This is a genomic window from Pseudonocardia sp. OZ21 (assembly GCF_059359135.1).
On the sequence record NZ_JCADBN010000013.1, the window covers coordinates 72,863 to 89,654 of the forward strand.

15 protein-coding genes and 1 pseudogene are annotated in these 16,792 nt (G+C 70.1%); 10 read left to right on the top strand and 6 right to left on the bottom strand.

Annotated elements, in window-relative coordinates; genetic code table 11:
- Positions 1 to 16: 16 nt before the first annotated feature.
- Positions 17 to 685, bottom strand: a complete 669-nt coding sequence (locus AC5L35_RS26690) for a DUF3159 domain-containing protein (RefSeq protein ID WP_495062459.1) — start codon at positions 683 to 685, stop codon at positions 17 to 19.
- Between the two features lie 233 nt (positions 686 to 918).
- On the opposite strand from AC5L35_RS26690, the gene AC5L35_RS26695 reads away from it, so the two are divergent.
- From AC5L35_RS26695 to AC5L35_RS26710, 4 genes are all read left to right on the top strand, one after another.
- Positions 919 to 1,680, top strand: coding sequence for a hypothetical protein (locus tag AC5L35_RS26695; RefSeq protein ID WP_495062460.1), 762 nt, complete (start codon positions 919 to 921; stop codon positions 1,678 to 1,680).
- Between the two features lie 29 nt (positions 1,681 to 1,709).
- Positions 1,710 to 1,865 carry a hypothetical protein gene (locus AC5L35_RS26700; RefSeq protein ID WP_495062461.1) on the top strand — a complete coding sequence of 52 codons (156 nt, stop codon included), beginning with the start codon at positions 1,710 to 1,712 and terminating at the stop codon, positions 1,863 to 1,865.
- A gap of 129 nt (positions 1,866 to 1,994) precedes the next feature.
- Positions 1,995 to 2,756 (top strand): helix-turn-helix domain-containing protein, encoded by a 762-nt coding sequence (locus tag AC5L35_RS26705; protein ID WP_495062462.1) that lies wholly within the window; start codon positions 1,995 to 1,997, stop codon positions 2,754 to 2,756.
- Positions 2,757 to 2,901: 145 nt separating this feature from the next.
- Positions 2,902 to 3,891, top strand: a complete 990-nt coding sequence (locus AC5L35_RS26710; RefSeq protein WP_495062463.1) for an alpha/beta hydrolase — start codon at positions 2,902 to 2,904, stop codon at positions 3,889 to 3,891.
- Between the two features lie 8 nt (positions 3,892 to 3,899).
- Here the strand turns inward: AC5L35_RS26710 and AC5L35_RS26715 are convergent, their stop codons facing one another.
- The 5 genes from AC5L35_RS26715 to AC5L35_RS26735 form a co-directional block, all read right to left on the bottom strand.
- On the bottom strand, positions 3,900 to 4,712 hold the full coding sequence (locus AC5L35_RS26715; RefSeq protein WP_495062464.1) for a hypothetical protein: 813 nt from the start codon (positions 4,710 to 4,712) through the stop codon (positions 3,900 to 3,902).
- Positions 4,709 to 5,008 carry a hypothetical protein gene (locus AC5L35_RS26720; protein WP_495062465.1) on the bottom strand — a complete coding sequence of 100 codons (300 nt, stop codon included), beginning with the start codon at positions 5,006 to 5,008 and terminating at the stop codon, positions 4,709 to 4,711. Before AC5L35_RS26720 ends, AC5L35_RS26715 begins: the two co-directional genes overlap by 4 nt.
- 89 nt (positions 5,009 to 5,097) lie before the next feature.
- A complete protein-coding gene (locus AC5L35_RS26725) occupies positions 5,098 to 6,141 on the bottom strand; it encodes a Rieske 2Fe-2S domain-containing protein (protein ID WP_495062466.1) in 1,044 nt (347 codons plus the stop codon).
- Positions 6,142 to 6,258: 117 nt separating this feature from the next.
- Complete coding sequence (locus AC5L35_RS26730; RefSeq protein ID WP_495062467.1) at positions 6,259 to 6,885, bottom strand: DsbA family protein; 627 nt, start codon at positions 6,883 to 6,885, stop codon at positions 6,259 to 6,261.
- 47 nt (positions 6,886 to 6,932) lie between these two features.
- The gene (locus AC5L35_RS26735; protein WP_495062468.1) at positions 6,933 to 8,468 is read right to left on the bottom strand and encodes an MFS transporter; all 1,536 of its coding nucleotides are present in this window, start codon (positions 8,466 to 8,468) and stop codon (positions 6,933 to 6,935) included.
- 109 nt (positions 8,469 to 8,577) lie between these two features.
- Between AC5L35_RS26735 and AC5L35_RS26740 the strand changes: the two genes are divergently transcribed.
- The 6 genes and pseudogenes from AC5L35_RS26740 (at position 8,578) to AC5L35_RS26765 (ending at position 16,792) form a co-directional block, all read left to right on the top strand.
- The gene (locus AC5L35_RS26740; protein ID WP_495062469.1) at positions 8,578 to 11,226 is read left to right on the top strand and encodes a helix-turn-helix transcriptional regulator; all 2,649 of its coding nucleotides are present in this window, start codon (positions 8,578 to 8,580) and stop codon (positions 11,224 to 11,226) included.
- Between the two features lie 757 nt (positions 11,227 to 11,983).
- Positions 11,984 to 12,328, top strand: a pseudogene (locus AC5L35_RS26745) (sensor histidine kinase); the annotation flags it as partial.
- Between the two features lie 190 nt (positions 12,329 to 12,518).
- Positions 12,519 to 13,172 carry a response regulator gene (locus AC5L35_RS26750; RefSeq protein WP_495062470.1) on the top strand — a complete coding sequence of 218 codons (654 nt, stop codon included), beginning with the start codon at positions 12,519 to 12,521 and terminating at the stop codon, positions 13,170 to 13,172.
- Between the two features lie 581 nt (positions 13,173 to 13,753).
- Positions 13,754 to 13,936, top strand: coding sequence for a YegP family protein (locus AC5L35_RS26755; RefSeq protein WP_495062471.1), 183 nt, complete (start codon positions 13,754 to 13,756; stop codon positions 13,934 to 13,936).
- Between the two features lie 414 nt (positions 13,937 to 14,350).
- Positions 14,351 to 15,292: a PaaX family transcriptional regulator gene (locus AC5L35_RS26760; RefSeq protein WP_495062472.1), complete on the top strand. Its 942-nt coding sequence runs from the start codon at positions 14,351 to 14,353 to the stop codon at positions 15,290 to 15,292.
- Positions 15,293 to 15,367: 75 nt separating this feature from the next.
- A complete protein-coding gene (locus tag AC5L35_RS26765) occupies positions 15,368 to 16,792 on the top strand; it encodes a hypothetical protein (protein ID WP_495062473.1) in 1,425 nt (474 codons plus the stop codon).

Sequence of the window (16,792 nt, forward strand, 5' to 3'; positions counted from 1 at the left end):
GGTCGCGAGCCGGCCGTCAGGCGGGCGTGACCAGCCGCTTGCTGCTCCGCCGAAAGGCCCAGACGACGACCAGCGCGGCCAGGACGGTCAGCGGCGTGCCCATCGCGATCCTGGCGAACGCCAGCCAGCCAGTGTAGTCGCTCTCGTAGAGCCAATGCTGCACGCCGTACCGGGCACCGAACACCGCGGCTGCGGCCAGCGTGGCGACGTCGTGGGCGCGCAGCACCCGGCGGTCGTCCCGCCAGGCGTAGGTGCCGCCGTGGAGGAGGTTCCACAAGACGCCGGTCAGCGGTCGGCGGCCCAGCAACGAGCCGAACGTGGCGACGAAGCCGGCCAGAGCCACCCAGATCCCGAGCACGAAGAAGTCGCGCGCCGAGCCGGTGAGCGCGACGATGCCGGCTGCGATGACGACGCCGAGCAGCCCACCGATCGCCATGGTGAAGCGCTCGCCGCGCAGGAGCCGGTAGCCGGTGATCGCCAATGCGACGGAGACCGACACGATGATCGTCATCAGCAGCGGCAGGAACGCGGTGGCCGTGATGAAGACGACGACCGGGATGGTCGAGTAGACGAAACCCATCGGGCCGCCCACCTGTTCGAGCGGTGATGGGGGCCTGCCGCCTACCTGCGCCGGAGCGGCCGGGTTCGGACCGGTCGTGCCGTCGTTCTGGTCGGTGCTGTGCATTCCATTCTCCTGAGTCCGCGTCTGTGGGCGTTCAGGAAAGGCCGTGCCGCCGCGGCACACTCAACCCGGTGTGGCAGACGCCACGACTACGTCCCGCTCGCCGCCGTCGCCGGACCTCCCGCGAGGTCGACGCGGTCGCCACCCGGGTTACGCCCCTCGGAGGCCACATACGCACCGGTCGGTGCGGAGATGTTGCTGGCTTGAGTGTGCCGCAGGGGCACGGTGTCTGCTCGATGTCATGTCCGGTCACGAGCGCGCCGTCGCTCGCCCTCGTCGGCGCCCGTGCGGGCGACGACCCGGACGTCCGTGGCCCCCCGACGCGACAAGAGGTCCCCATGAACGGCAACGCCCTGTTCCAGTTCACGAGGTACAAGCGGCGCCGGCAGCTGTCGAAGGCCAAGCCCGGTGACGGGAGCCTGCTGCGGCCGTATCGCCTCTGGCAGCTGTTCTCCCGCTCCCTGTTCTCCGTCGAGCTCGCCGACCGGACGGGGCACCACGCCTTCGCGGTCGACGTCCGGCACCTGGCTGACAGCACGACGAAGAAGTGCCCGGCGTCGCTCTACCGCGACGGCGTCCAGGTACTGCGTGGCAATGTCCCGCTGGCCTTCCCGGTGCCCGGCGGCGTCATCGAGGTGGCGACCAGCCTGTACGGGGTCAAACGCATGCACTACGTCGGTGACGACGGCCGCGAACAGGCGTTGAGCCCGCACCCGCGTTCCCCGGAGGGTCTGCGGGCGCGGTTCCACCGGCGGTTCCCCCGCACGAGCGCGGTCATCGGCGCCGTGGGCCTCGTCGTGCTGCTGGTGGGACTCGCGGCAACCCTCTCCCTCGCCGTGGAGCAGATCACGCGGATCGAGGTCGTCGCCCAGTATCTCGGCACGTTCACCCCACCGATCCAGCTGCCTGCGTGGGCGAAGTTCGCCCTTCCGGCCGCCGGGGCCCTGGCGGCCACCGACCGCGCGCTCCGACTCAAGAGCACGTGGATGGCCGACTGACCGGCGAACCTCGCCTGCGGCCGACGCCGGTGTCCGAGCACCGCAGCGACCTCACGGGCGCCAAGGCGCAACGCGACCATCAACTCGCAGGCGACCGGCTTGCGATGACGATCCGCGCCGGCGGCGTCGCTCGACCAGCAGGTTCGGTACCGCGCGAGATCACCATCGCCGAACTCGTGTCGTAGTTGTGCACCGGCCGACACGATCAGCGCCAGTAGCATGGCTGCATGCGACCCGTCGAGTCGGTTCGTGTTGCCGGGGTTGACGTAGACGTCTCGGTCCCACCGGCGCCGAGCCACATGGCAGGGGTCAGCATGGCCGGATTCCGCGGTCGAGCGGAAGGTCCGGTCGAGCTTCAACTGGTCCCGTACCCAGCGCTTACGGTATTCATCGATTTCGGCGACGCGCTGCTCGTCGACGGCATTGGCGGTGAGCGGCAGCGAGGCAACGTCGTCGTCGGTCTGGGCCCTGGCACCGTTCGAGGGTGCGGCAGCGATATCGACCTGCTCCAAGTGCGCCTGTCGCCGGTGGTCGCGCACGCGGTGCTCGGTGGCTCGCCGGGATTGGGCGGGACCGTGGTCACCCTCGAGGAGTTCTGGGGGCGCGACGCCGCGCGGACCCGGGAGCAACTGCACGCTGCCGGGTCGTGGGAAAGCCGGTTCGCGATCATGGAGGCAGCGCTCGCGCGACGACAGGAGGCAGGCCGGGCGGTGGATCCGGAGGTCGCCTTCATCTGGGCACAGATCTTGTCGAGCCGTGGGCGGGTCAGGGTCGAGCGGTTGGCGACCGAGGTGGGATGGAGTCGTAAGCGGTTATGGTCCCGATTCCGCACACAGATCGGTCTCAGTCCTAAGCGTGCTGCGACGCTGGTCCGTTTCGATCACGCGGTGCACCGTCTCGCTGCAGGGCACAGCGCCGCCGCGGTGGCGGCAGAGAGCGGCTTCGTCGATCAGTCCCACCTGTGCCGGGATGTCATGGCCTTTGCCGGCCTGACGGCCACGGCCGTTGCCGCCGCGCCATGGCTCGCGGTCGACGACGTCGCATGGACTGCGCAGGAGCAGGCACCCAGGATCTGACCCGAGTCGGCGCTCATGGGCGCTGACCGCCCGAACGGAACAATTCTCCAAGACACCCGGTGATACGCCGGTGATGCTGGCAGTCATCTGTGACGGCGCGCGTTGGCTTTCGAGCCACTGACGGACGGTGGGAGACAAGCTGACCATGAGAGGCAAAACTCCACTGGGCACCCGCATTCTCAAGGACACCCAGGACTGGGAGGTCATGACCCATGACCAGGTGATCGCCGCGCGCGACAAGGCCAACCGCGCGGGGTCCTCACGTGCAGCACGGATCATCACCGGCTTGCCGGACAGACGCGCCCGCATCGAGGAATCCACGGTCGATCTCCCTGGCCGCCGCCTGATGCTGCGGATACACCGCCCGAAGGACGCAGACCAGGCGCTACCACTGATCGTCTCGTTCCACGGTGGAGGTTTCATCGCGGGTACCGCCGCGCAGAACGACTGGCTCAACAGCCACCTCGCGGCCCGTTGCCCGGCGGTGGTCGTATCGGTGGAGTACCGGCTGGCCCCGCAACACCCGCTGCCCCAGCCGGTGGACGATGGCTATGACACCCTCGTCCGGCTTGTCGAAGACGGGATCGACCGGGGTATCGATCCCGACGCCGTCGCGGTCATGGGCGAGAGCGTCGGCGGGATGATCGCCGCGCTCATCGCGCTGCGCGCCCGGAAGGACGGCCCACCGCTGCGTTCCCAGGTGCTCAACTATCCGAGCACGGACTGGACCGAGACCATGACCGACTATCCCTCGATCATCGAGAACGCCGAGAACCCCACGCTTCCCTTGGCTCGACTGCGCGCGGGCCGCAAGCTGAGCCTGCCGCCCACTCTCGACCCACGCAGCGTGTCTCCGCTCAAGTACGAGCACCTCGCCGATCTACCGCCGACCCTCGTCGTCACAGCGGCCCTGGATCCACTGGCCGACCACGGACAGCGATACGTCGAACGGCTCCGCGAGGACGGCACCGACGCCCGTCTGATCCACTACCCGAAGGCCACCCACAGTTTCCTCAGCACCCCCGGCGTCGTACCGGCCGCCCGCCCCGCACGCCAGGAGATCCTCGCCTTCCTGCGCGGCCACCTGCACCCGGCTCAGCGGAGCCAACCGGGACCGGACCCCGCGCCTGAATGACCGGCGGCTCAGCCGGCCGGCGTGGCGAGCGCTCGCGCCACCGACTCCGGTCGCATCCGTGTGGACGCGCTCATCTCGACGTGCGCGAACGGCAGCCCGTACCGCGCCGCGGCCCGACGCTGCACATTCGTCGAGCCCTCCAGCCCGGGGCAGCGCTGCACCCACGACCGGCACACCGACAGGCCCGCGTCCTCCAGGCGGTTGGCGAGCTCCTGCACGGCCGGGTGCGCATCGCCCGGACCGAGCACCACGTCCTCGTCCAGGTCGTCGCGCACACCGAAGCCGTGCAGCTGTAGCTGCGGCAGCCGCATCCGGCCGTTCAGGTCCACGGCGAGCGCGTGGAACAGCGAGTCCTCCTCGTGTGCCACCGCGCGCCCGCCCGCTGCCCTGCGGTGTGCCCCGGCCTCGATGTACACCGCGTCCGGCACGATCGCGAGCACCGCCAGCCCGACATTCTCGGTGTTGTAGTCCGAGTTCGGGTGGGGCACCTCCACGAGCAGTCGCGGGGCCCGGCCGAGCTGGAGCGCGATCAGCCCCCAGGACCGCGACGAGTTCGGATCGCTACGCACCAGGAGGAACCCGCATCCTGCCGCGTCCTGTGCGACCTCGACGATGAACCCCGCGTCCCGCAGGACCCGGTGGGCGTCGCGGGTCTCGCCACCGGCGGCCGGCCCCGTGGGGACCAGCGCCGCGATGGCGCCGAGCACCGCGTCCCGCTCCGCCGGATCGGGCGGACGGTAGGGCCCCCGCGGCGTGAGCTGCCTGGTGAAGTCGTGCACCCGCTGCTCGAGCACTGCCACCGCGGCACGGGTCCGGCTCACAGGCGCGTCGCCGCCCAGAACGCGCGCGCGTAGTGCCCGTCGTCGTCGCGGCCCAGGTAGATCGCCACATGGTCGATCCGCCGGTCGGTGGCCCGATCGGCCAACGCGAGCCGGACGAAACCCGAGCAGTCCACAGCTCCGTAGCGTGCCAGGTCAGGCGTCCGCACATCGTCGGTGCCGAACGTCCAGAGGATGCCGAAGTAGTCGTAGAAAGTCCGAGTTCTCCAGCGGCGGAGCGTCCGGCGGACCCGACGGACCGGCCCGCGCATCGCCCCGGACACGCACTCCGACGGCATCGAAGCCGTCCGGGACACGCTGTGGCTGGCGCGGCGAGGATGGCCGGTAGTTCGCTGAGGGGGCCTCCGCCCGGCGGCCGTCCCGAGGGTCAGTGCCCGGCCCGCGGCCGCGCCGCCGGCCCGGCGACGGCCTGCCGCGCCCTGGTGATCTCCTGAACGACCCACTTGGTGGCCCGGCGGTACTGCAGTGTGTAGAGGTCCGCGGCGCAGGAGACCTCCTCGGCCTCGTGCGCCAGCGGCACCTCCTTCGGCACCAGGCCCTCCAGGATCGGGGTGTCCTCGTCGAACACCTTCGTCTCGATCTCCAGGATCCGGTCGACCGAGCCGCCCGTGAACCCCGCATCGGTGGCGACCGCCCAATAGATCACGCAGCGGTCGTGGCTCACGGGCGAGGGGAAGTCGACGAGGTAGCGCTTGCCGGTGCGCGCGCCGAAGTCGTACAGGATCGTGGCGATGCCGGGCGCGTACGAGTGGTAGTGCATCCACGCGTCACCGGTGCCGGAGAAGTCCGACCCGGCCACCTGCGGGTAGTAGTAGGACACGTGCACCTCACGGCCGTCGCGCCGCACGTCGAGGTCGGGCACCACAGGGTCCACCTCACCCATCGACGGGCCGTGGACGAACGGGAAGTGCGCCATGTCCCGGAAGTTCTCCACCGCCGCCATGAAGCCGCACTCGGCGGGGATCGGCGCCGCGGCGCGCCACTCCAGGGTGAGGTCCGCGACCTCCGGCGGGTGGGGCAGGTCGAAGACGGGCTCGTCGAGGCACGTCCACACGTGTCCGAAGCGCTCGATCACGGGGTAGGCGGCCACGGCGGCGTTCACCGGGATGCGTGCGGGGTCGGCGAGCGCCGGGATGTGTGAGCAGCGTCCGGTGCTGCCCTCGAACTCCCAGCCGTGGTACGGGCACCGGAGCGTGTCGCCGCGGACCGCGCCCGCGGCGAGGTCGGCACCCCGGTGGATGCAGCGGCGGTCCAGCACCCTGGCCTGGCCGCCGGCGTCCCGGAAGACCACGAGCCGCTGGTCCAACAGCTGTGCCGGTTGCGGGGTGCCGATGTCCTGCGACCGCGCGACGACGAACCAGTTGTGCCGGAAGGCGGTGCGCAGGGCGTCGCGGGAGTACAGGTCGTTCATGTCGTGATCCCCCATCACGTCGTCGGGCGGGTCCGCGATCACTGTCGCGGATCAGCGGCGGACACGGAACGCGATCGGACGATGGTGACGAGTCACACGGAGCGGACGACTGCGTGCTCAGCTTCGGGCGCCTGCGGTGTGCAAAGCGTGGAAGTAGGACTTCTCGGGCCGTGCTCCGACCATCGTGGAGCTGTCGTTCAAGGAGATCCGCGGTACGGAACGGATGCCCCGCCCACGGACGCCGGCGAGCGCGGCGTGCACCTCGTCAGCTGTCGCGTCGTTCCTGTCGACCCCGATCTCGGCGGCCAGCCGCTCCAGGACGCCGGGGTCGGCGATGTTCAGTCCGTCGGTGAAATGCGCTCTGAACAGCCGCTCGACCATGGGCTCGGTCAGTCCGCGGGCCGCGGCCGAGGCGATGAGACGGTGTGCCTCGAAGGTGTCGGCGGCCACCGCCCGTTGGTAGTCCAGGGTCACCCCGTCTCGCATCGCGTCGGCCGCCGCCTGCTGTGTCTCTGCCACCACGTGCTCGCCGAACTTGGCGGTCAGCACCTCCAACAGGGGCTCTCCGTCGAAGTCCGCGTCGGGGGCGAGCCGGAATGGCCTCACGACCACGTCGACCTTTCCGCCATCGGCCCGCATCTTCTCGATCGCCCGCTCCAGCCGGACGAACGCGAGGTAGGAAGCCGCGCAGATGACGTCAAGGACGATCTCGACGTGGACGCTCGTGGGCTCGGTCCGCTCCATGTGGTGACTCTCCTTCATCTCAGTGATCACGATTGGTTCCGCTCGCTTCAGTGCTCGCCGGATCCGGGCCGGACGTCCCGCAGCAGCGTTGCTGCCAGTACCGCGAGGCCGACGGCGACGGCGGCGCCGACGACCGCCGTCACGTGCAGTCCGTGGACGAACGCCGCACGGGCGACGGAGAGCAGTTCCGCCCCCGCCTGGCCGGAGAGTTCGCGGGCCACCGCCACCGCGCCGCCGAGCGATTCGCGCGCGGCCTCGTCGTGTACGCCGATCGGCATGGTGTCGGCGATCCGGCTGCGGTAGACGCCGAAGCCGATGCTGCCCAGCACCGCGATGCCCAGCCCGGCTCCGAGTTCGGTGCTCGTCTCGGAGATCGCGGACGCCGCACCGGCGCGCTCCGGCGGGGCCGCCCCGACGATCAGGTCGGTGCCGAGGGCCGCCATCGGACCCAGACCCAGACCCATCACCGCCGATGCCGTGACCAGGATGCTCAACCCGGCGGTCGTGCCGACCAGCACGAGCATCCCGAGACCGACGGCCGCGATGAGCAGCCCTCCGGCGATGACGAAACCAGGGCGCAGCGTGGCCGCCAGTGCCGGAGCGGTCATGGCACCGGCCATCAGACCGGCCGCGTTGGGCAGCGACCAGAGGCCGGCCTGCAGCGGGGAGAGCCCGTTCACGAGCTGGAGGTACTGCAGCGTGAACAGCTGTGAGCCGGCCATCACGAGAATGCCGACGGTGAGCAGAGCGGCGGAGGCGCTGAAGGCGCGTTCGCGGAACAGCCCGAGATCGAGCAGCGGGTCGGCAAGCCTGCCCTGACGGCGGATGAAGACGAACCCGGCGGCCAGCCCCATCACCACGAGAGCAAATGGCGGCCAACCGACGCCGTCCTCGGCCACCAGCTTGAGTCCGTAGACCGCCGAGAGCACCGCCACCAGTGACAGCGCGACGCTGGCCAGGTCCAGCCGGCCTGCCTCATGGTCACGGTGCTCGGGCAGCAGCACGGGGCCGAGCACGAGCAGGATCGCCATGACCGGAACGCCGATCAGGAACGCCGACCCCCACCAGAAGTAGTCGAGCAGGAAACCGCCGGCCAGGGGGCCCAGCGCACCGCCGACCGCGAAGCAGGTCATCCAGACACTGATGGCGACCGTGCGCTGTGACGCGTCGTGGAACATGGTGCGGATCAGGGAGAGCGTGGAGGGCATCAGCGTCGCGCCGGCGATGCCGAGCAGCGCCCGGGTCGCGATCAGCATCTCGGCGCTGGTGGACAGGGCGGCCAGCACCGAAGCGACGGCGAAGGCAGCCGCTCCGACCAGCAGGAGCCTGCGCCGTCCGATGCGGTCACCGAGCGTTCCCATGGTGATGAGCAGGCCCGCGACCAGGAATCCGTAGATGTCGAGGATCCACAGCAGTTGTGCGGTGCTCGGCTGCAGGTCGGCACTCAGTGCTGGAACCGCCAGGTGCAACACGGTCATGTCCATCGCGATGAGCAGTGTCGGCAGGGCCAGCACCGCCAGGCCGACCCATTCCCTCCTGCCCGCTCGGGGAGCGGCCGTGACCTGCGCGTTGTCGGCGTCCATGGGCAGCGACGTTAGGAGCGGCCCGACGGGTGGGGCCTCTGTCGGATGACTGGGGTGCGGTCGCCCCGTCGCCCTGGTCGACAACTGCCTGATCAGTAGGATTTCGGGCATGCTGATGGGGCGGGGCGCGGAAACGGCCGCCGTCGATCAGCTGCTCGTCGATGCCCGTTCCGGCCGCAGCGGCGTGCTGGTGATCCGGGGTGAAGCGGGCATCGGGAAGTCGGCACTTCTGGACCATGCTGCTGCGACCGCCACCGGCATGCGGGTGGTGCGCGGTGCCGGGGTCGAGTTCGAGAGCACGTTGCCCTTCGCCGGCCTGCACCAGCTGTTGCGCAGGTTCACCGGCAGCCTCGACTGCCTTCCGGCAGAGCAGCGGCAGGCGTTGCGGGCGGCGCTCGGTCTGGGGTCGGCCGCCGGAGGCGATCGCTTCATGGTGGGTCTGGCAGTACTCACGTTGCTCGCGGACCTGGCGGAAGAGCAACCCCTGCTGTGCCTGATCGACGACGCCCACTGGTTGGACCAGTCCTCGACGGAGGCCTTGCTGTTCGCCGCGCGTCGCCTCGAGGCCGAGCGGGTGGCGATCCTGTTCGCCGCGCGTGACCTGCATGCCCCGGAATTTCCCGCGCCCGGGTTGGCGGAGCTGCGACTGTCTCGACTGGACGGTACGGCCGCGGCCGAAGTGCTGGCCCTGTATGCCGCAGACCTCGACCAGCACCGGCGGGCACATGTCCTCCGCGAGGCCGAGGGCAACCCGCTGGCCCTGCTGGAGCTCACCACCGCGCATCGCCACGGCCGGTCGACCTCGCCGTATCCGGCGGTCTCGACGACCAGCAGGATCGAGCAGGCCTTCGCCGACCGGATCAGCCACCTGCCGGAACGGACCCGGACGCTCCTGCTGGTGATCGCGGCCGACGACAGCGGTGATCCGGCCACCGTGTTCACTGCGGCGGCCCACCTCGGTGCCGCCGTCGCGGATCTGGAGTCCGCGGAGCACCACGGCTTCGTCCGGCTGCACGAGGACCGGCTGATGTTCCGCCATCCTCTGATCCGCTCCGCGGTCTATCACGGCGCACCGGCTTCGAGGCGATTCGCTGCACACCGCGCTCTCGCCGCGAGCCTGGAGGACGATCGGGCAGCCTGGCACCTTGCTGCGGCAACGACCGGGCCCGACGAGCACGTCGCCGCTTCGCTGGAGAGAAGCGCCCAACGCGCGCGGGATCGGGGTGGCTACGCCGCGCTGGCTGCGGCCTATGAGCGCGCTGCTGCCCTCAGCCCCGATCCGCGAGACCAGGGCCGCAGGCTGGCAGCGGCGGCGCAGGCGGCTCTGGACGCCGGGCGGCTCGAGCACGCGGGCTCGCTGGCGGAACAGGCCAGTCTCCATCTCACCGAACCGGTCTCGCTGGGCAGCGTGGCCGAGGTCCGGGCCATGGTCGCCGACCTGCAAGGAGACCTGCACAAGTCGCACTCGATCCTGTTCGACGCTGCGCTGTCCTTGGTCGAGGTGGCCCCCGACACCGCTGGGCGCATGCTGGTCCAAGCCGCGGGGTCGGCCTGGGTCGCGGGCGATGCTGTGGCAGCCGAGCAGGCCGCGGACCACGCCGAGACGCTTCCTGAGGGACGGCGCGCACGTGCCATGTCCCGTCTGGCCTCGACGGACGTGGCGCAGTGGGCGGCTGCTGTGCATGAGCTCGACGGGGAGGTACCGGCGAGCTCATTGCGGGCCGCCGTGTGGGCGGCGTGCCTGACCTCCTTCCTGCGTGACGACCAGACCGCACTGCGCCGCGCCTTCGCCGTCGAGCAGGAGTGCCGCTCCCGAGGAGCGATCGGTGTCCTGCCGCACGCGCTGCTGGCCCTGTCGAGCAGCCAGTTGAACCTCGGCAGGCATCGCGAGGCATGTGCCAGCGGGCAGGAAGGCATGCGTGTCGCCGAGGACACCGGCCAGCTCAGAATCCGGGCGCACCTGGCGGCGGTGCTGGCGCGGCTGGCAGCGATTGCCGGCGAGGAGGAACGGCATGCCGAGCTGACGGCAACCACGGACACCGTGGATCTCCCGGACCTCAGGCACGAGGCCGAGTGGAGCCTGATCATGCTGGAGCTGGGCCTCGGCCACTACGACGTGGCCGCTGACCGGCTCGCCGACCACCCCGTCGAACAAGCGGTCCCGGGGTCGTGGCTCGCCGACCACGTGGAGGTCGCGGTTCGCACGGGCCGACCCGAGTCGGCGGACAGGGCGTTCGCCCGCTTCGCGGACTGGGCCGGCCACATCCGGCAGCCCGCGATCGAGGCGATCGTGTCACGCTGCCGGGCGCTGCTGGCCGATGAACGACAGGCGGAGCACCACTACCAGCGCGCCCTGCTCCTCGGTGCCGCGCCGTTCGAGCACGCACGCACGCAGCTTCACTACGGCGAGTGGCTGCGCCGCGCACACCGCCGCGTCGACGCCCGCGCGCACCTGCGTTCCGCTGTGGAGACCTTCCAGCGGCTCGGTGCCACCCCCTGGGCCGGCCGGGCCGACAGCGAGCTGCGCGCGACAGGCGAGAGCCGCGCCGCCTCCCAGCAGGAAACGGACCTCCTGGGCCGTCTCACACCCCAGGAGCTTCAGGTGGTCCGGCTGGCCGCCACGGGGCTGACCAACAAGGACATCGGCGCTCACATGTTCCTCAGCCCCAGGACCGTCGGCTACCACCTCTACAACGCCTACCCCAAGCTGGGCGTGGCTTCCCGGGGCGAGCTGGCCACGCTCGACCTGGTCGGATAACCGGCTGCGGAATGTCTGCCGAAAGGCAGACGACCTGCAGTCGTCGGACGCGCCAGCCTGGGGCGCGTGCGGAGATCGTGGGTCATGACGTCGGCGCTGAGCGCAGTGCTCCTCGTGGCGACCGGCTGCGCCGGCGCGAGCAGCGCACCACCGATCGAGACCGAGGTCGCGGGGCAGTCGGTGCAGTGGGCGGACTGTTTCGAGGGCCTGAGCTGTGGCTCGGTGAGCGTGCCGGCCGACTGGCGACAACCTGACGCTTCGGACCGGGTCACGGTCGGGCTCGGTCGCTTCCCCGCGCGGGACCCCGCCACCAGGATCGGGACGTTGCTCATGAACCCGGGCGGGCCGAACCCCGTGCTCTTCGCGCTGCCGCGGCTCGCGCCAATGGTCGCGGACCTGACGCAGTGGTTCGACGTCGTCGTGTTCGACCCCCGTGGCATGGGTGAGAGCAGCGGTGTCTCGTGTGGCCGTACACGGTGCCGTAGGAGTTGCCGACGTAGGTGAGCTCGTCTTCGTCGAGCACGGTGCGCAGTGCATCCATGTCGTGGGCCACCTGCCAGGCATCGAGCGCGTCGCGCAGCGGGCCGAGGGCCGCCCCGCAGTCGCGGGTGAACCGCTCGTTGCTCGCCGCGTAGTCCGTGAACGCGGCACGATCCGGTGGCACGGCGACGAGCGGCGCCGGGGCCGGTGTCGGGAGAACGGCCGCGTGGCCCGCGACGTGCACGACGCCGTCAGTCATCACCTCACTGCGATCCGCATGCAGGCGGGCGCGGCCCGGCATGTGCTGCGCAGCGACGACGTGCCACCCGTTGCCGGCACCGCCCTCGCGACGATCGACGGTCTCGCGGCGGCCGCGCTCACCGACGTCCGTCGCCTGCTCGACGACCTGCGTGCCGCGCCGACGCTGGCCGGGCGGGCCGGTGTCCAGGCGCTGGCCCGGCGACTCACCACTGCCGAGTGCCCGATCGGTGTCACCGACGACGACCCCGACGTCCGGCTCTCCCCTGCCGTCGCGCAGTCCGGGTACCGGGTTCTGCAGGAGGCCGTGACGAACGCGGTCCGGCATGCCGGGGCGACGCGGATCGACATCCGGATCGGGCGCCGACCGCGCGAGATCACCATCACCGTCACCGACGACGGACGAGCCGGCCCGCTGGAGCACGCCACCGCCGGCCACGCCTGCGCGGGATGCGTGAGCGTGTCCACGCGCTCGGCGGATCGCTGCGGATCGAGGCGCGTGAGCCGCACGGCTGGATGGTCGTGGCGGTGCTGCCCGTGCCAGAGGCCGGCGCATGACGGTGCGAGTGCTGATCGTCGACGACCAGGAGGCGGTCCGGGAGGCGCTGCGCCTCGTGCTCGACGCCGAACCGGACATGGAGGTCGTCAGCGAGGCCGGTGACGGCGGCGAGGCCGTGCACGCGGCGCAGGTGCACCGGCCGGACATCGTCGTGATCGACATCCGCATGCCACGGATGGACGGCATCGCCGCTGTCCGCAGGCTCACCGACCCGACGGCCCCACACCGGCCGACCGTCGTCGCGATGACGACATTCGACCTGGACGAGTACCTGTTCGGCGCCCTGCAGGCGGGCGCGGTCGGCTTCGTCCTGAAGGACACGCGTCCGCAGTTGCTGGTCGACGCGGTCCGAGCCGCCGCCGGCGGTCACGGGATCATCGACCCGAAGGTGACGCCGCGGCTCGTGCAGCGCTTCGCCGCGTTGAGCCCGACCGCCGCCGGACCCGACCTCGACCGGCTCACCGCCCGCGAACGCGAGGTGCTCCTGCACCTCGCAGCCGGGTCGAGCAACGCGGAGATCGCCGCCGCGCTGTGGATCGAGGAGGGCACGGTCAAGACCCACGTGGCCAGGATTCTCACCAAGCTGGGACTCCGCACCCGCGTGCACGCAGCGATCTACGCCTACGAGCACGGCATCGTGGAACGGTGACGTCCACGGCAGCCGTCGGAAGGCCCGTCAGCGGCTTGCCCACCACCTCGACACGCCATTCCTCACCCGATGCCCGACGCCGCTCACCAACGCACCTGCCTGACGCGGCATGCCCCCCAGACACAGCAGAGAGATGCGTACACCAGACCGCGGCCCGCACGCCATGCTCCGGATCTGCTTCAGCCGACCGTGCACCGACGACGGCGATGGCCGCCGCCACGATCACCAAACACGCGCCACAAGATCGTCTACGCAGCCGTTTCCGCAGGCGGAAATGCTGATGGGCGGCCCGGACTGTTCCGCAAGATCACGGAGCCCGGCTCCCAGGGCGGGGAACTGGCCGTCCGGCGTTACCTACGCCGGCTCCGCAACAGGCGAGGACACGCCTTTCCAGTCGGTGATCGCCCGGGACCGCGCCATTCAACCCGCACCTGGCTGCGCCGTGAAGAGAAAACTTGGACGAGACGCTCATCCACGGGTGTCGGCCAGAAGCCCCCAATGAGGCGATAATCGAACCGTCACAATCACGCTAGCGTTCTGCCCATCCATATTTTCACCCCACGAGCACGGAAAGGATCACCATGGCAGGAAAGTTCGAGGTCTACCAAGATCGATCCGGGAAGTACCGCTTCCGCCTCAAGGCCAGCAACGGCCAGGTCGTGGCGACCGGAGAGGCCTACGCGACGAAGGCCGCGGCGTTGAAGGGCTGCGAATCAGTCGTCAAGGCCGCCACCGGGGCACCCGTCGTCCAAAGCGAGTCCTGACAAACAGCGAAACTGTGTGGGCGCCTCACCCCGAGGCGCCCGCGGACACCAGCCGCCCCCGTCCAGCACAGCTGATACGACTGGCGCCATGGTCGATCGCAGCCTGTTCCCTGGGACTGCAAGACGATCGGTGTAATCCCTGATCATGGAGGTAGCACCGATGACTGATGACGTGGTTGAGGAGTCGGCCATGCCGCCCCTCGAGCTGCTGCCGGAGACCCTCACGTGGTGAATGCTCTGGATGCTGTCGACGAGCAGTTGATCGACCGGTTGGCCGGCTGGTGACGTTGTAGGCACCAACGGCCTGGAGATTGTCGAGCGCCGCCGCGCTGCTGGTGTCCCGCCACCGGTGTCACAGGTAGCCGGTTGTACATCAGGCTGCGGACCGGTGACGCGCTTAGTTAATCTGAAGCGATGCGTAGTCCCGCCGGGCCTCTCGAGCGCCGAATGTCGGAGGTCGCCGCGGCGTCCGGGCCTCAACATCTCCTGCTCACCCTGCTCGGCGACTACTGGTTCCCTCGCTACGACCCGCTGCCCTCGACCGCGCTCGTGGACCTGCTCGCCGCGTTCGGGATCTCGGAGGCGAATACGCGGGCCGCGCTGAGCCGGATGTCGCGTAAGGGCCTTCTCACTGTGGGCAGGCAGGGGCGTCGGACGACCTACGCACTGAGCCCGGTGGCGATGCGGACGCTGCACGAAGGCACGCTCCGGATCTTCACCTTCGGTGACCGGACCGAAGCGTGGGATGGACACTGGACGCTCGTCGCCTTCTCGATCCCCGAGGAGAATCGTGCGGTCCGCAGCACCCTGCGCATCCGGCTCGGTTGGGAGGGCTTCGCTTCGCTGTTCGACGGCGTCTGGGTCGCTCCCGGTGAACGCGACCGCGCCGCGGCCCACCTGCTCGCCGAGTTGGACGTCGAGCTCGCCACGGTCATCGTGGGCCACGCATCGGACCTGGTACCCGGCGGCACACCCACACGCGCCTGGAATCTCGAGGCGCTCAGCCGTCGCTACGAGGAGTTCGTGCACGCGTTCGAGGGAGTAGCCGAGCAGATGCGGGCCGACCAGGTGGCCGACCGGGAAGCTCTGATCTTCCGGACCGCTCTGATCGACGCCTGGCGTGAATTTCCCGGCGTCGACCCCGAGCTTCCAGGTGCGCTGCTCCCCCTCGGCTGGCCGCAGCCTCGGGCACGCCGACTGTTCGCGGAGATCTACGACGGGCTCGGCCACGCCGCGGCAGAGCGGATCCGCGCCCTCCTCGGCGCCCACGACGCCGCCCTCGCCGAGTACGCCGCGCATCACACATCCAGCGACGCCCTCCATCTGTGCGAACAGGCAGTGCCCCACCTTCGCTAGACAGGCCTGTTGTCGGTCGTCGACCTTTGTTTCTAGCATTGAGGGGGTCCCGAACACCGAGCGACGGAACGAGTGGTGGCGTTGGAGCACGCGGACGTACGTGAGCAGTACCGGCTGGCGAACCAGTACCGGAAGCTCGCGTTCCAGGAGCGGTCCTACCTCGGATCGCCGGGGGCGCCGGCCCAGGACGAGACCAATGTCAGCAGCACCTGGGCCCACCTCAACGGCGGTTTCCTGATCGGCTACGAGTACACCCGCTGGTGGCGGGAGAACCGGGCGCTGCGGACCAGTGCGGTGATCGGCGACTGGAGCTGGCTGAACAAGGTCCGGATCACCGGTCGGGATGCCACCGCCTTCCTCGACCGGATCTCGGTGAAGGACCCGAGCCGATGCGAGGTGGGACAGACTCTGTTCACCCCGATGACCAGTGCTGACGGCCGGATCGCCATCGAAGGCCTGGCCTTGAAACTGGGCGAGCAGGACTACCTGTTCACGCAGTCCGGGGCTCAGTTCTGGCTCGCCGTGCAGCGGGAGCGTCTCAATCTGGACGTCCACCTCGAAGACCAGACGCCCGACTGGTCGTGCTTTGCGCTGCAGGGGCCACGATCGCTCGAGGTGCTCGAGCAGGTCACCGGCGAGGACTTCCACGACTTGCGCTTCTCTCGGTGGCGGCGGATCGAGTTCGCCGACACTGAGCTCATCGTGCAGCGCCAGGGCGTGACCGGCGAGATCGGCTACGAGCTGCTGATGGAAACGACGACCGGACGAGCGCATGAGCTCTGGCGGGCGGTGCGCGAGGCAGGAGCGGCGGTCGGGCTGCGCGAGCTCGGGTTCAAGGCGCAACTCATCGGCCACACCGAGTCGAACATGCCGACGATCATCCGCGACTTCCTGCCGGATCGCTTCGACCGCACCCGGCTTCCGCGATTCGCAAAGCTCTGGATTGCCCGCGAAGAGTTCGAGGTGTTCGACCAGGACCTGACCGAACATCTCGTGACCCCGGCCGAGGTTGGCTGGGGCTACACCGTTGACGTCGACCGCGACGGCCACGCACGTGACTTCCCCGGACGAGACGTGCTGGTCCGCGAGGCCAATCGGGGCGGGCCGGCGCGGCTGTTCCGCGGCCTGCTGTGGAGCCCCGACGACGTCGGCGACCTGTTCGCCGCGCAGTTCCGTGACGGCGCTGCCCCTCCGCCGCCCGATCTGCCGTGGGGGCAGTTCCGCATGTCCTACCTCCGCACCCGGGTCGACGGCGAGCAGATCGGCTGGGCCAGCGCGTGGACCTACAGCCCCACCCTGCGTCGGATGATCAGCAACGCCCGCCTCGACCGTGACCAGCCGATCGGATCGGAGGTCACCGTCGACTGGGGCGGGCCCGCAGCCGGCGGGATCTCCGGGGAGCCGACCTGGCGCATCCGAGCGACCGTGGTCGAGCAGCCCTTCCTTCCCCGGCACCGCCGTGGCGATGTCACGGCCACCCCTCAGCTGGCGGGGAGATGA